Origin of the sequence: Paenibacillus sp. FSL P4-0081 (assembly GCF_000758565.1) — a bacterium.
Taxonomy (GTDB): Bacteria; Bacillota; Bacilli; order Paenibacillales; family Paenibacillaceae; genus Paenibacillus_AQ; species Paenibacillus_AQ phytohabitans.
Map to the genome: position 1 here is coordinate 2,173,521 of NZ_CP009280.1, position 15,586 is coordinate 2,189,106.

Consider the following 15,586-nt stretch of genomic DNA (forward strand, 5'->3'; position numbering starts at 1 on the left):
TTGTCAACCGCAGCGTTTTACATTAAATGGCTGCAGGCGTAAGATTCAAATCAACAACCGAATGAAATTTAACTGTTCTCAAATGGCTGAATTCCAGTAATGGGAACGGGGGAACCAACGGTGATTACGGCTTTTGCTCAGATAGCGGCCGCTCACCTGGGGTGAATCCTTGCTGCATGCTGTAACGGTGCTCCGGCAAGGTAGGGCAATCTCGCTGCCCGAATCCGTCAGCTAACCCCGTAAGCCTCGAAGAGAGAGGATGAGCGCCATGATCGATTAACCGACCACGGAGAGCCCTGCTGCTGCTGTGGTCTTTTTGCTGTGCAGGCAGTGGGGGAAGACGGTCTGAATCAAGAATAACAATTCATATAACAACGTAAAAAGTATCTTTATAATGTGATCTGAACTGCCTAAGGAGGTGATCGTTATCTTAACTATATTTATCGTGTGCTTCTGGGTCGGACTGCTCCTGCTCCTCAGCGGCGGACTTCACGGGCATAGCCTGGCGGGTCATCTGCATGCGGGGGGCGGTGACGCCGGGGGTCCGGGCTTTGTGCCTATACTCCCGCTGATGGTGTTTGTAACAGTCTGGGGCGGCTCTGGTTATGTGCTTATCCGCTTCAGCGGAATGAGCGTGCTTGCAGTAGTGCTGATCTGTACCATGATTGCCTTGCTGACAGGGTGTCTGATGTATGCAGTGCTGGCCCGGGTGATGACCCGGTATGACAGCAGCATGAATGAATTGGATTATGAGCAGGCAGGGCAGCTTGGATACATCAGTGTGCCTGCAGCGGATGGGGCAGCCGGGGAAATGAAATATGTGCTGCACGGAACGATGCGCTCCATTGGAGTGCGGGCAGCAACCGGCCAGCAGCTCGTGAGGGGCGACAGGGTGATTATTTTGAAGGTGGATAAGGGAATGGCGGAAGTAACCCTCTTCGAGAGGGAATTCGGAGAAGTATAAATGACGGGGAGTGTCGGACCAAATGGTTATTCTTTATTTAATCTCAGGCATTGTTGTTGTTATTCTGCTGGCTTTGTTCAGTATCGTGACCGCTTATAAAAAAGTCCCGCCCAATCAGGCGATGATTGTATACGGTCTCGGCGGTAAAAGAGTGGTGCAGGGCGGCGGGACGTTCGTCATCCCCGGCTTCCAGAACAATAAGACCATCTCGATGATGCTGATGAGCTTCGATGTCATTCCGGCGCAGGCGATGTTCTCCCGGCAGGGCATCAAGCTCAACCTGGAGGCGGTCGCCCAGATAAAAATCAAAAGCGATCCCACCGCTATTCTGACGGCCAGTGAGCAGTTCATCGACCGGCCGGAAGAAGACCGCGAGACGATTATCCTGCATTCGGTGGAGGGCCACCTGCGCGGCTTAATCGGGCAATTGACGGTGGAATCCATCCTAAAGACGCCTGATGAAATCAACAGCAAGATGAGGGAGACCTGCTCGGAGGACCTCGACAAGATGGGGCTTGAGGTCGTCAGCTTCACCATCAAGAAAATTACGGATGACAAAGGGTATATCGACAATATGGGGGTTCCGGAAATTGAGCGCATCCGCCGCGATGCCAGCATTGCCAAGGCGGAAGCGGAACGCGACATTCAGATCAAGCAGGCCGAGGCGGAGAAGGAATCCTCCATTGCCAAAGCCAATGCGCATCAGGCCACCATTGAAGCGGGAACCGCCGCCCGCGCGAAGGAATCCCTGTTTGAGAAGGAACTGAACATCAAGCAGGCGGATTTCAAGCTGGAGACAGAAGTGAAGAAGGCACAGGCGGATCTTGCGTATGAATTGCAGCAGAACAAAATTAAGCAATCGCTCGTTACCGAACAGGTCAAAATCACGCAGATGGAAGCGGAGGCCAACCGCACAGTCCGGGAAATTGAAGTCGAGCTGAGACAGCGGGAGCTGGAGGCAACGGTGATCAAGCCTGCCCAGGCGGAGAACCAGGCTACGGTCATGAGAGCGGAAGCCGCCAAGCAGCGGCAGATTCTTGAGGCGGAAGCCGAGGCAGCGACAACGACCAAGCGCGGACTGGCCACGGCGGAAGCTGAGCTGGCGAAAGGGAGAGCGAATGCGGAGATTGTCCAGCTGGCCGGAGCGGCGGAAGCGGGAGCCCTGGAGAAGAAAGCCGAAGCGTACAAACAGTTCACACAAGCTGCGCTTACCGTGGAATTCCTGAAAATACTGCCGGAGCTGGCTGAGAAAATTGCTTCCCCGCTCGCCAAGGTGGATAAGATTACAGTGATTTCCCAGGATGGAGCTACCTCAGGCGTGAACAAAATTACCGGTGATATCGCCAAAATAATGGCCCAGGTTCCTGAGTTGACCCAGACGCTTACCGGTATGAATGTGACCGAAGCGCTCAGCGGACTGCTTGGCCGGGATAAAGAGCAGTAATTCATATACAGCAGCAATAAAGCCGCCGTTCTTTCGTTAATGGAGAATTGCGGATTTATTGCTTTTTTGTGTGCCGGTTATTCTCACTGGTCACAGACGTGAAGCTGGATTTGTAGTAAACTGGAAGGAATGTACTGTCTGCTCGCAATTATTCTACAGAAAAGAATGTGATATATTTATGCAGCTTCAGGCTCGACTGCCGGCCAAAAAATGGCTGGAGAAGTACCTTTCCGGGGAAGGGATGGATTACCGGCAAATTGTAGCTTTATTTATTCCGATCCTGATTGACCAGGCTTTCATCATCGGGCTTAATCTGGTAAACACTGCGATGATCAGCTCATCCGGCATGGCGGCGGTCAGTGCGGTGAATATGGTAGATTCACTGAATATATTCCTGATCAACGTATTCGTTGCCATTGCTACCGGCGGGACAGTGGTCGTTGCGCAGTACAAAGGCAGCGGCAACGACCGGATGGTATCCCAGGCTACGGCGGGTTCGGTTACCTCGGTATCGCTGATCGCCGTGGGAATCGGACTTCTGCTCATGGGCTTCCACACGCCGATACTGAACCTGCTGTTCGGAACAGCTTCCGCCGATGTGCTGGATAATGCCCGGATCTACATGATCGGCAGCAGTATTTCTTATCTGGGGATCGCCGTGGTTCAGGCTGTGTGCGGTGCGCTGCGCGGCGTCGGCAGGACGCGGGCTTCGCTGATGCTGTCGCTGATCATGAATCTGCTGTACGTACTTCTGAACGTAGTCTTCATTAACCTGCTGCACATGGGTGTGCTGGGGATGACGCTGGCGGTCAATATCGCGCGGTATGCGGGCATGATCTTTGCCCTGGTGTACCTGTTCAAGATTGACACGGTACTGCGTGTGCGGGTCCGCGACCTGTTCCATGTTCCGGTCTCTATGCTGCGCAGAATTATGTTCATCGGCGTTCCATTTGCAGCTGAGCAGATGTTCTTCAATGGCGGCAAGCTGCTGACCCAGATTTTTATTGTTAGTATGGGCACCTATGCGATTGCGACCAATGCTATTGCCGGCTCGCTGGCGATGGTGTTTCAGATACCGGCCAGTGCGTTGTCTCTGACGATCGTGACGGTGGTGGGCCAAAGCATCGGGCGGGGGGATGTGGCAGATGCCAGAAAATTCATCAAGTCCTTCCTCTGGATCGGTTCAGCCTCGTATGCCTTGGTCGCCCTGCTCCTGATGCCGCTGTTCCATCCGCTGGTGTCAATCTTCTCTCCGCCTCCTGAGATCATTGACGACTTGTTTGTAGTCCTGCTGGTGAATGCTATTGCCCAGATTCCGCTGTGGGCGGTCAGCTTCATTCTGCCGTCCGCGCTGCGGGCAGCGGGGGATTCCCGCTTCACCTCTATCACCTCCATGCTGTCGATGTGGCTGTTCCGGGTCGTATTCGGTTACATTCTCGGGATCGTCCTAGGCTACGGTGTGCTGGGGGTCTGGCTGGCGATGAACTGCGAGTGGGCCGTCCGGGGATTTGTGTTTCTATGGCGCTTCAGAGGCGACAAATGGTTTGCGCATAAGCTGATATGAACGCTGTGGCTGCTGATCTAAAGGCTGTCCCGTAAGTAGTTTTCCCATAAATGTAAGACAACAGAGCAGCGTTGCCCGTTATTAAGTGGCGCTGCTCTGCGTTTTTTGTATCGCGTGCAGATTCCCTGCACGTGGTGTAATGAAGTGAAGGCTGGCGCGATATGATGTCGAGCCGCGTCGGGCTGTCCAAGTGTTCTCCGGTAGGAGTGGCTTCTTCAGGCCAGCAAGTGGAAAAACGTATCTTAATTCGTCAATTTCTGAGCGATGTGCGGAAGCAAGTGGAAAAACAACATCTAATAGGGGTAGTTTTCACTACTTTGGATGAAATGGAGTGATTTAAGTGCTGTTTATCCAACTGCTGATTAAGCAGGGGGACATTCGCTCATCAGCAAGTGTAGTAAATCCAACTGCTACTAATCCGGCCTCTATAGCATCCGGCTTATAAAGTGGCAAACAGGTGCTTCTTAGTTCTGACACTCCAGTGAAATGAACTATAAAAAGCACGGTACAATCTTTAGTTTCGGGTAAGACGCTTTTTTTGCATTATGCTACGATTTGGGTTGAGAAGGGGGGCAGCTTTCACATAACTGTAAGCGCTTAACTCAAAAGAAACCCAAATTCATACAGAGGAGTGCAATGCATGAAGCGAATAATCAAGCAAGTCTCTCTCGTATTACTGGCAGCCGTCCTGCTTCTTCCGGCAGGCGGGTATATTCCGGCTGCTCAGGCAGCAGAGGCCCCGGCCACGGTATACCACGAAAGCTTTGCGGGCGGCACAGGCAAGGCAGTCCAATCCGGAGGCGCCAGCCTCAGTGCAGTCACGGGAGTTTCTTTTGACGGAAATGCCGATGGGGCAGCGTTATACGTAAACAACCGGGTAAATAACTGGGATGCGGTTGATTTTAATTTCTCGGATGTCGGCCTCAAGAACGGGCACACGTACACCGTCACTGCTGTCGTCTACGTTGATGCAAATGTAGCGGTCCCGGACGATGCGGCGGCGGCGCTCCAGACAGTGAAAAGCTATGGGAATTATACGGCAGTACCCTATGTGGCAGGCCAATCAGTCACACTAAAGAAAACATTCACTGTGGATACCAGTGCCGTGGACCCCGACAAGAAGGATTATGCCTTGCGCATCAATTCCAACGAGGCCGGGGCCGCAGTGCCATTTTATCTTGGAGATATTCTGTTCACTGAAGAGGGCACTCCAGGCGGCGGGGAAGAACCTGTCCGGGACCCGGCTTTACCATTCAATACGATCACCTTTGAAGACCAGACGGCAGGCGGCTTCACCGGCAGAGCGGGAACTGAGCTGCTTACGGTGACCAATGAAGCGAATCATACGGCGGATGGTTCCTACGCGCTGAAGGTTGAAGGCAGATCCTCTACCTGGCACGGGCCTTCCCTGCGTGTGGAGAAATACGTGGATAAGGGCAGCGAATACAACATCTCTGCCTGGGTCAAGCTGATCGATCCTGCCAGCTCGCAGCTCCAGCTGTCTACGCAGGTGGGCAATGACAGTGGTGCGAGATATGTGGCCCTGTCCCCCAAGACGATCAGCACTGCTGACGGCTGGGTGAAATTTGAGGGCAGCTACCGCTATAACAGTGTGGGCGGCGAATATCTGACCCTTTATATTGAAAGCTCCAACAACACAGCAGCCTCCTTTTATATCGACGATATCACTTTTGAGCATACAGGCACCGGCCCGGTGGATATTCAAAGGGATCTGGTTCCTCTAAAAGCAGCCTATCAGAATGACTTCCTGATCGGTAACGCTATTTCAGCCGAGGATCTGGAAGGTGTCCGGCTGGATCTGCTGAAGCTGCATCACAACGTTGCTACCGCAGGCAATGCCATGAAGCCGGATGCGCTGCAGCCGACTAAGGGGAATTTCACTTTTACAGCGGCAGATGCGATGGTGAACAAGGTGCTGGCGGAAGGGATGAAGATGCACGGGCATGTGCTGGTATGGTACCAGCAGTCGCCTGACTGGATGAACCTGACCACGGATGCAGCAGGCAATACCGTTCCTCTGGGACGTGCCGAAGCACTCACCAATCTTAGAACTCATATCCGGGAGGTTATGGAGCATTTTGAGGGCAGGGTGATCTCCTGGGATGTAGTTAATGAAGCAATGAATGATAACCCGTCCAACCCGTCCAACTGGCAAGGGGCTCTGCGTCAATCCCACTGGTATGATGCCATCGGTGCGGACTATGTAGAGCAGGCTTTCCTGGCGGCCAGAGAGGTGCTGGACGATCATCCAGAGTGGGATATCAAGCTGTATTACAATGATTACAACGATGATAACCAGAACAAAGCCCAGGCCATCTACAGTATGGTCAAGGAAATCAACGACAGGTACGCTCTTACTAACCCCGGGAAGCTGCTGATTGACGGTGTGGGGATGCAGGCACATTACAATATCAACACGAATCCCGATAACGTCAAGCTGTCGCTGGAGAAATTCATCTCGCTTGGAGTAGAGGTCAGCATTACCGAGCTCGATATTCAAGCCGGAAGCGACAATAAGCAAACGGAGAAGGAATTGGTCGACCAGGGCTATCTGTATGCGAAATTGATGGATCTCTACAAGGCACATGCCGCCAATATCGAGCGCGTTACCTTCTGGGGAATGGATGACCGTACCAGCTGGAGAGCTGTCTCAAGTCCGCTGCTGTTTGACAGGGATTTGCAGGCCAAACCGGCATATTACGGCGTCATTGATCCGGCAAAATATATGTCAGAGCATCAACCGAACACGACAGAGGCTAATGTGTCTGAGGCCGTTTACGGCACACCGGTCATTGACGGAACAGCGGATGCAATCTGGTCCTCAGCGCCTGAGATGGCAGTGAACCGGTATCAGCTGGCCTGGCAGGGTGCAAGCGGAACCGCGCGTACTCTGTGGGATGAACAGAATCTATATGTACTGGTCCAGGTCAGCGATGCCCAGCTGGACAAGAGTAACGCGAATGCGTGGGAGCAAGACTCGGTTGAGGTCTTCCTGGATGAGAATCTGGGCCGCACCACCTTCTATCAGGACGATGACGGACAGTTCCGGGTCAATTATGACAATGAAGCCTCCTTCAGTCCGGCAGCCATCGGTGCAGGCTTCGAGTCGGCAACCAAGGTAGCCGGAACAAGCTATACCCTTGAAATGAAGATTCCGTTCAAAAAAATCACCCCGGCCGGCGGCACCAAGGTCGGCTTCGACACTCAGATTAACGATGCCAAGAGCGGCGTCCGGCAAAGTGTTGCCGCCTGGAATGATACCACCGGGAACGGTTATCAGGACACGTCTGTGTACGGCATATTGACTCTCAAGAGCAGGGATGAAGAGCCGGAACAGACAACGGCACCAACGCCGACACCAGCAGCAACGACACAACCAACTGCGGAACCAACAGCAGAACCAACACCAACAGCTACACCAACCCCGGCACCGGTATCTGGCGGAACAAACTATGTCAATAGCACACCTACACCGAAGCCTGTGAATCTTGAGAGTAAGGACGGCGTGGTTACGATCAGACCGGAAATCAAGAATCAGGGAGGAGAGGCAAAGGCCACGGTTACGGGCGATATTCTGCGCAAAGCGCTGGAGCAGGCAGTCCCGGCAGCAGACGGCATGAAACAAATCGTGATCGACCTGCCGAAGCAGACGGGTGCAGCCTCATACGAAGTTGAACTGCCGCTGCAAAGCCTGAAGGGGCAGGCGAACTTCGTGCTTGTGATCAAGACAGGCCCTGCAACGCTCGCAATCCCAGGCGGGCAACTGGCTGGCATTACAGCAAACAGTGAATACATCTCCATTCATGTAAAAGAGTCCCCGGCAGCCAGTCCGGATGCGGCAGCCCGCAGTCTGACCGGCAGTCGTCCGGTAGTGGAGCTGAAGTTGTCGGCCGGAGGCCGGGAGATGGCCTGGAGCAGCCCGGATATGCCTATAACTGTTTCAATTCCTTACAAGCCGGCAGTGGAAGAGCTGGGTTACCCAGATTCACTGCTGGTGCGCCATCTCCGTGAGGATGGCCATATGACTGCTGTCGTGAACAGCCGTTATGATGCGGCGAACGGATCACTTGTGTTCCAGACATCAGAGTTTGGCACTTTTGCAGCGGCGTATGCTCCATTGACATTCACGGATCTGGGGAATCTGTCTTGGGCTAAGCAGGCTGTCGCTGCCATGGCGGCGCGTGATCTTGTGAAGGGAACCTTCAGCGGTAATTTCTCACTGGCTGTTCCAGTGAGCAGAGCAGATTTCACCGCATCCCTTCTGAAGGTGCTTGAACTCAAAGCTGCTGCTGAAGCAGGTGCTGGATTCAGCGATGTCGGGAATAATGCGGAGCATTTCAAGGAGCTTGCTGCCGCGAAGCAGCTCGGCATCGTCACCGGCTATGCAGATAACACCTTTAAGCCGGACAGCACGATTTCACGTCAGGAGATGATGGTGATCGCCGCCCGCGCGCTGAAGTCAGCCGGGATAGCGGCACAAGGCAGCGGAACTCTGGATGCTTACGCGGATGCAGAGCGGATCTCCGCTTACGCCAAGGACAGTCTGGAAGCTCTGCTGAAATATGGAGTTGTGAACGGTAAGAACGGCAGGCTTGCCCCGGATGATACTCTTACCCGGGCGGAAGCAGCGGTCATTCTGTACCGGATCTGGAAGCTGTAATTAGGACTTAGAATTTTCTTCTGATTGAGCGCAGCAACAGCCAGCCGCCGGGCGGATCCCGGAGGCTGGCTGTTCATGCTGCAGGTTTATTTTTGTTTTTAAGTATGCCGGCAATCAGCGTCCATTGTAATTCCGCACAAGTTCATCCATCACGCGGCTGGTACGGATAGCGGTATCGCCGGTGCTTAGAGCGGTGCCGCATCCCAGAAGCTCATCTACAATGGACTGGATCAGCGGCTGTTGGATATGGGGCGGGTGGGCGATAAATTCAGGGTACTCCCCGTTTTTGGTCCGGAGAATAACCGGCTGCTCCGCAAAGGTGGAGAAGGTGATACTGCCACGGCTGCCGATAATTTCAGTAACGTCTTCGTTAGCAAAGGCATTGAAGCACCAGATGCCCGTCCCATGAACGCCTGTCTCAAAGCGGTATCTGCCGGATACGGTATCCTCAGGTTTGTAGGGGCTTCCAAAGTTGGACGCATGTCCGTTGACATCTTCAATCGGGCCAAGCAGGAAATCGAGCAGGTCCAGCGTATGGCTGCCCACATCCAGCAATAACCCGCCGCCGGAAATTTCCGGGTCCACCCGCCAATTCTCCACACTTACCGCTGCGAGCGGCTTAGTCATATGCAGGGTGCGCACAAACCGGGGTTCACCGATCGCTCCTGTGTCCAGCCACTCCTTAACCTTGCGGAAGCGCGGAAGCCCTCTGCGGTAATAAGCGACGTACAGCGGAACCCCCGCCTGCCCGCAGGCAGCAATCATGGCTTCGCATTCCGCCGTATTAAGACCCATGGGCTTCTCCACATAGACTGGCTTTCCGGCCTGCGCTGCCGCTAAGGTGTATTCCATATGGGTGGACGGCGGTGTAGCGATATACACGGCATCCACGCCAGGGTCGGCTATCAGACCGGCTGCCCTGTCGTACCAGCGGGGTACCCCATGCCGCCGCGCATAGTCGGCTGCAAGTTCTCCGTTGCGCCTCATGACGGCCGCGAGCTGCGATCCTCCGGCCTTTTGCAAGGCCGGACCGCTCTTAACCTCGGTTACATCCCCGCAGCCGATAATGCCCCAGTGAATGATTTTGCTCAACTCAGTATCCTCCTCCGCATCTAGTCCTGCTTTTGGGTTTTGCTTTGAAATCCTGCATTAAATACAACATTCTCTTCATTATATCAACCATATTCCTGAAATGTTGTACGAAAGACAGCATTTTTGCGCCTCCGAGCGGCTTGGCAGGAGAAATCTTGCAGTTTCTGCAACAATTCTCTCGGACACCTGGTATCTATGAATCAGAGTTGCAGAGCTATACGAAATAATGCCCTTCTTCCAGATCGGCAATCAGTCCGGGCTGTACCGGCTGCCAGCCCAGAAGCTCCCGCGTTGCCAGGCTTGCCTGCGCAGTGTTGTATAAGCTTGTGATGTCGATTGCCGCGATAGCACCAAGGAAGCCGAAGTGGGCGGCGGCTTCTTCAGGGGTTATGCTGGCCGCCGGCACACTCAATTGCCGCCCGATGACTGCGGCGATCTCGCAGAGCGGAATGCCTTCATCGCCGGCGCCCAGCAGCCGCGAGCCCGCCGGGGCGGCTTCCAGCGCCAGGCGGTACAGCACCGCCGCATCCAGGCGGTGGACTGCCGGCCAGCGGTTACTTCCGTCGCCGATGTAGGCGGCGAAGCCCTTCTCCCGGGCGATGTCGATCATCATCGGCACAAAACCCCGGTCGCCTTCGCCGTGCACAGACGGTGCAAGCGAGACGATGGATGCCCGGATGCCCCGCTCTGCCATTGCGAGCACTGCAGCATCTACGGCATGTCCATTTGCGTGAGCCGTGGTAATAAACGGCTTCCCGGAGCCTTCCAGCGCCGCTCCCATAGCTTCAACGGCCCCCAAATCCAGGGCCAGCGCACCTTCAAAGTCGGAGAAATCATTGGTGAACGCCAGATGAATCACGCCGTCCGCAGCAGCAGCGCCGCTGCTCAGAGTCTCTAGATCATCCAGAGTACCGTACAGCGCTGTGGCTCCCGCCGCCGTTAGTCCCGCTGCTTTCTCTTCAGAACGGCAAAGACCCGTCACAGTATGTCCCGCACTGATCAATTCCTTGACAACCGCGGAACCGATATACCCCGTTGCTCCAGTAACAAAAACATGCATAATGATATCCTCCTTCATAAGTTGACTGCCTGATCATGTTAAGCATAAACTATGAAGTGAACTCTAGGGCAAGCGGTCCAAAGGAGAAATAATGATGAAAATTCAGGAACTGGCAGACAAGATGGGACTCACGATCCATACGATCCGTTTTTATGAAAAGGAAGGCCTGCTGGATGAACGGCATGTCCGGCGGGAAAGCAACAATTACCGCAACTATTCGGAAGAGGCTGTCTAGCGGCTCAAGCTCGTCAAGAAGTTCCAATCCATCGGCTGTTCACTGGCGGAACTGAAGGAAGCTCTGCAGGACCACGATTCCAATGCGCATACGAACCAGCAGATCATAGATTGGATTCGCAGCAAGAAGAGGGAGATCGAACGCAAGAAGGAAGAATACGACCAAATGCTGAATACCCTGAACTGGATGCTGGAGTACCGGATGTTGCTCATGACAGATCCGCAGCAGGCGCAGGAGATGATGAAAAGCTGGCAGGCGGGCTCATCTGATTGAGCGGCGGAGACATCAAATTGTATGTTGAAATCAGGCGAGAGTGAGATTTACGGCGAATTATTGGCGGCGTATCTCCTCTCGTTTTTCTATTTAGATAGGGTAATCAACGCTTTAATACGAGCGGCAGGAACACTTCGTCCACAATATTGGCAATGGTCTCCTCGGACATTGGTTTGTTATACAGCATTAGCTCATGGCGTGCCAGATCTGCCGGCAAAGTAAGCATCCGGGGCGTAACGGACTCGGCCGATACCTCTCCCCGTTCAACGGCCCGCTGCAGTACAATCGTCATTGTCCTGTTTTGACGCCCGTCTGGGAATATCAAGGAGGCAAGCGGCATGGCGCCGATTTCCGTTACAAGCCCGTAGAAAGCCTTCATCATCACTTCGATATTGTTCTGATTCATGGACCGGAGCACACCGCACACATCGTCCCTCAAATTCCCGTTATCGGGTACCTCCTCCAGCGGCAGAGGCACGCGTTCCCGGACCGCCGCCAGTACAATCTCAGCACGGTTGGCCCATCGGCGGTACAGCACGGCTTTGCTTGTTCCTGACCGCTCCGCTACTCCATCCATCGTTAGATTAGAATAGCCTTGTTCATGCAATTCTTCCCGTACCGCCTGCAGTATAGCCCCTTCCAGCTCTTTGCCTCTGCGTCTGTTTTTCAATTTATCCTGATGTTGAGAAGTAGACATATGGGTCTCATACTCCTTTAGAAATTTTCGTTGCGTTTCATATGGGGATAGTATATCATAAGCGCAAATAAGAAACTTTTTGTTTCTTATTTCTCGATCTAAGGGAGGGAATCTATTTTGCAAAAACAAGATACTGCAGTGCTTGAATCGGCTGAACAGCAGGCAGCCGCGAAGAAATTGATGTGGATTCTCATGCTTGGTATTCTGGCCCCGTTATTCGACACGACGATAACGAATGTGGCTATTGATACACTGGTGCGGGAATTTAACACCTCGGTGTCAACCATTCAATGGGTGATGACCGGTTATCTGCTTGCGCTTGCAATGGTCATTCCTATTAGCGGCTGGGCGGTGGAGCGGTTCGGGGGCAAGCCGATGTGGCTATTTTCGCTAGGCATGTTCTTGCTCGGTTCTGTGCTGTGCAGCATGGCGTGGAATGTGGAGAGCCTCATTTTTTTCCGTACCATTCAAGGGATCGGCGGGGGATTGCTGATGCCCATTATGCAGACCTTGGCCGTACGCGCCTCCGGAGGACAGAATATGGGCAAAAGAATGGCCACGGTGGCTCTACCGGCGCTGCTTGGGCCGATACTCGGGCCAGTGCTGGGAGGCCTTATCATCAATCATCTGAGCTGGAGATGGATTTTCTTTGTGAATATTCCGCTCTGCATCGTTGCCATCCTCATGGCGTGGAAGGGATTGCCCGATGAAGAGCGCGGAACCCGGACACTGCGGCTGGATCTGCCGGGACTGATGCTGTTGTCCCCAGCTATCATTCTCATTATTTATGGTCTAGGAGAGGTAAGCTCGAGCCACGGTTACGGTCATGCCGCTGTTCTCGTTCCCGTTATAGCCGGGTTAGTGCTTTTAGCAGTGTTTGTTATTTATGCTTACCGCAAAGGAGACGAAGCCTTGCTTGATGTTAAGCTGTTTCGGGTGCGTCCCTTTACGGTATCCTCGACACTGCTATTCCTGTCCGGTCTGACTACTTACGGGGCGATGCTGCTGCTGCCGCTGTACTTCCAGCAAGTCCGCGGCGAATCCGTGCTAATATCCGGTCTGCTGCTCGTTCCGCAAGGAATCGGGATGCTGCTGACAAGATCACTTGCCGGCAAACTAACGGATCAGATCGGTTCGAGACCCGTCGTTCTTGCCGGAACCCTCCTTACCATACTTGGAACATGGCCGCTTACGCAGCTTAGCGGAGAAACGAGCTATTACTATTTGAGCGCAGCATTGATCGTGCGGGGGGCAGGATTAGGGGCTGTTTTTCTGCCGGTCATGGCTTCGGCCTATATTGGCCTGTCTTCGAAGCAAATTCCGCATGCCAGCAGCACCACTCGTATTATGCAGCAGATCGGCGGCGCCTTTGGCGTATCGGTTATCGCTATTATTTTGCAGAACGAGCTTAATTCAGTCCTGTCCCATGACCCGGCAGCTATGGCTGTTGCGTTCGATCATACGTTTATCTGGTCGATTGCCTTCGCTACACTGGCGCTGATTCCGGCGGCATTTCTGCCGAGAATAAAAAGATAAATCCGGGCTAAGTCACAATATAATTACGGTCAATTCATTGTCTCCTCCCGTACAAATCGTTTGTTTCGGTTCGTATTGGAAATAATGGAGGGAGGAGGGATTGCGCTATGCATGCTTATATGGATATTCTGGTCCGCACGATAATTTCCGTCATTCTGCTTTTGTTTATCCCTAAGCTGCTGGGCAAGCAGATGATATCGAACATGACTTCTCATAACTTCGTCACCAGCATCATGCTGGGGTCGATAGCCGCCAACCTGGCGTTCAATGAGAGCCTGAAATCGGTCTATTTGATTCTGGCCCTTGTCGCTGTTGCCGCCCTTTCTTTTCTGCTGTCGCTGATCGCGCTGAAAAGCCATAAGTGGAGAGCTTGGATCTCCGGTTCGCCCACGGTACTGATTGAAGGAGGAAAGATCCTGGAGGGCAACATGCGCAAGCTTAAATATACGATGGATTCACTGGATCAGTCGTTGCGGGAGAAAGATATTTTCGATATAGAAGAGGTGGAGTATGCCATTCTTGAAGATAACGGAAGGTTGTCCGTCCTGAAAAAGGAGGCCTTTCAGGGAGTACAGAAGAAGGATATGAAGCTGCCGTCCCATCCGCAAGCCTTCCCGGTGGAATTAATTATGGATGGCATCGTAATGGAGGATAATCTGAAGAATTACGGACTTACGGCACAATGGCTGGAGAACGAGCTAAGACGCAAAGGAAAACATATCTCCGACGTGTTCTATGCAGTGAGAGGAACGCAGCAGCAGCTCATTTTCGATTTCTACAAGGATGATATCCGCAATCCGCTGGATAAAGAGTGACATCATATGCATATCTAATTATTCCGTTCCCAGTTCTGGTCTTTGATTTCGTGGCGTCTTAGCGCCTTTACAAGCTCCTCGTGATTTATGCTATGGTTATGCTTCGCAATTGCCGGAATAATCAAAAATAAACAACGCCGTTCAGCTTTCCAGATGGAGGATGAACAGCATTGTTTATCATAATCCTTCTCTCCAATAAAGCCTCAACTTGCTCGTTTGTGGCTGGCTGGATTAACTGGCAGCCTGAATTGAAGGTACTCCTTTATGTGGAGAAAAAGATGTAATTGCCTTAATTGGTTAAGACTCATGCATAAACATACAAAGGATGATCATAAAGAGTCCAAACAAAAAACCCTTATAAATCAAGGGTTCCGGCACTAACTGTATGGTCGAGACGACAGGATTCGAACCTGCGGCCTCTTACTCCCGAAGCAAGCGCTCTACCAAGCTGAGCTACGTCTCGACATTTGAAATTAGTAGAATCTGATGCATAAAATACAATTGCTCCAATTCTTTGAGCATTCTCATATCACCAATAAACCCTAGGTATCCAGTTCAGCAATGTTCTAGCTATATTATTAAATAATACGCTCGTATGTAAGCGCTGTAAATATCATTTTACATAAGTTTCAGCTCCCCTTCCTGCAATTTTCCTGCCCGAGATTGATAGTGCCAAAGCCGCTGGATATACTGGAAATGTTAAAAATCAACGCAGAAAGCTAATTTCGGAGTGCGGGGAACAATCCCGCCGGGGGCACCCGTTAACAGCCGCGCAAGGCGATCGTCTGCTACAGTCCGTGATTCTGCGGAACAAGGCGAAAACCAGGGTTGTACCGCAATAATCATCGTCCCTGAATTTCATTCAGGGGCGTTTTTTGTTTTTGATTTTGGGTAACGTCAAGAATTACGGCCGGAGGGCCGCACTAATGATGAGACGGGAGCTGTACAAGAAGAAAGCAAGTGAAATCTGTTCCAAATGGCTGCAGTTTTTCAAGAGTAAAGGGCACCGCATTGAGCCGAGCGCCTCGCTCGTGCCGCACAACGATCCGTCGCTGCTGTGGATTAACGCAGGCATGGCACCGCTGAAGGCTAACTTCGAAGGCCGGGTGGTTCGGGACCTTGTACTCGCCCTGAGCGGGATCGTGCTGCTGCGGCTGCTGGCGTAGAATTCAGAAGGTTGTAACAATAGGCGCTACAAAGGGGCGTTACACCAGAATGGACAAGA

General features: G+C 52.7%; 10 protein-coding genes, 1 tRNA gene, 2 pseudogenes and 1 riboswitch. Of the genes and pseudogenes, 9 read left to right on the top strand and 4 right to left on the bottom strand.

Annotated elements, in window-relative coordinates; all coding sequences use genetic code 11:
- Positions 1-74 precede the first annotated feature (74 nt).
- Positions 75-261: riboswitch (cyclic di-AMP (ydaO/yuaA leader) on the top strand.
- A gap of 157 nt (positions 262-418) precedes the next feature.
- The 4 genes from P40081_RS09245 (at position 419) to P40081_RS09260 (ending at position 8,653) form a co-directional block, all read left to right on the top strand.
- Positions 419-964 (top strand): NfeD family membrane protein, encoded by a 546-nt coding sequence (locus P40081_RS09245; protein WP_156118567.1) that lies wholly within the window; start codon positions 419-421, stop codon positions 962-964.
- A 22-nt stretch (positions 965-986) separates the two neighbouring features.
- Positions 987-2,408: a flotillin family protein gene (locus P40081_RS09250; RefSeq protein ID WP_039295561.1), complete on the top strand. Its 1,422-nt coding sequence runs from the start codon at positions 987-989 to the stop codon at positions 2,406-2,408.
- A gap of 178 nt (positions 2,409-2,586) precedes the next feature.
- Positions 2,587-3,972, top strand: a complete 1,386-nt coding sequence (locus tag P40081_RS09255) for an MATE family efflux transporter (protein ID WP_042134954.1) — start codon at positions 2,587-2,589, stop codon at positions 3,970-3,972.
- Between the two features lie 640 nt (positions 3,973-4,612).
- Positions 4,613-8,653 carry a glycoside hydrolase family 10 protein gene (locus P40081_RS09260; RefSeq protein ID WP_042134957.1) on the top strand — a complete coding sequence of 1,347 codons (4,041 nt, stop codon included), beginning with the start codon at positions 4,613-4,615 and terminating at the stop codon, positions 8,651-8,653.
- 114 nt (positions 8,654-8,767) lie between these two features.
- Here the strand turns inward: P40081_RS09260 and P40081_RS09265 are convergent, their stop codons facing one another.
- Both P40081_RS09265 and P40081_RS09270 read right to left on the bottom strand, forming a co-directional pair.
- Positions 8,768-9,745, bottom strand: coding sequence for a Gfo/Idh/MocA family protein (locus P40081_RS09265; RefSeq protein WP_042134959.1), 978 nt, complete (start codon positions 9,743-9,745; stop codon positions 8,768-8,770).
- Positions 9,746-9,959: 214 nt separating this feature from the next.
- Positions 9,960-10,805 (bottom strand): SDR family oxidoreductase, encoded by an 846-nt coding sequence (locus P40081_RS09270; RefSeq protein WP_039295569.1) that lies wholly within the window; start codon positions 10,803-10,805, stop codon positions 9,960-9,962.
- A gap of 91 nt (positions 10,806-10,896) precedes the next feature.
- Here P40081_RS09270 and P40081_RS39275 point away from each other — a divergent pair, with 91 nt between their 5' ends.
- Both P40081_RS39275 and P40081_RS39745 read left to right on the top strand, forming a co-directional pair.
- Positions 10,897-11,040, top strand: coding sequence for a MerR family DNA-binding transcriptional regulator (locus tag P40081_RS39275; RefSeq protein ID WP_231575312.1), 144 nt, complete (start codon positions 10,897-10,899; stop codon positions 11,038-11,040).
- 12 nt (positions 11,041-11,052) lie between these two features.
- Positions 11,053-11,313 (top strand): annotated as a pseudogene (locus P40081_RS39745) (MerR family DNA-binding protein); the annotation flags it as partial.
- Between the two features lie 103 nt (positions 11,314-11,416).
- On the opposite strand, the gene P40081_RS09280 reads toward P40081_RS39745, so the two are convergent.
- Positions 11,417-12,010 (bottom strand): TetR/AcrR family transcriptional regulator, encoded by a 594-nt coding sequence (locus P40081_RS09280; RefSeq protein WP_042134962.1) that lies wholly within the window; start codon positions 12,008-12,010, stop codon positions 11,417-11,419.
- Positions 12,011-12,127: 117 nt separating this feature from the next.
- Here P40081_RS09280 and P40081_RS09285 point away from each other — a divergent pair, with 117 nt between their 5' ends.
- Both P40081_RS09285 and P40081_RS09290 read left to right on the top strand, forming a co-directional pair.
- Positions 12,128-13,546, top strand: a complete 1,419-nt coding sequence (locus P40081_RS09285) for an MDR family MFS transporter (protein WP_052421736.1) — start codon at positions 12,128-12,130, stop codon at positions 13,544-13,546.
- A 107-nt stretch (positions 13,547-13,653) separates the two neighbouring features.
- Positions 13,654-14,361 carry a DUF421 domain-containing protein gene (locus tag P40081_RS09290; protein WP_042134964.1) on the top strand — a complete coding sequence of 236 codons (708 nt, stop codon included), beginning with the start codon at positions 13,654-13,656 and terminating at the stop codon, positions 14,359-14,361.
- Between the two features lie 386 nt (positions 14,362-14,747).
- On the opposite strand, the gene P40081_RS09295 is transcribed toward P40081_RS09290, so the two are convergent.
- A tRNA-Pro gene (locus P40081_RS09295) sits at positions 14,748-14,824 on the bottom strand.
- A 466-nt stretch (positions 14,825-15,290) separates the two neighbouring features.
- On the opposite strand from P40081_RS09295, the pseudogene P40081_RS09300 reads away from it, so the two are divergent.
- A pseudogene (locus P40081_RS09300) lies at positions 15,291-15,473 on the top strand (alanine--tRNA ligase-related protein); the annotation flags it as partial.
- Positions 15,474-15,586: the final 113 nt, after the last annotated feature.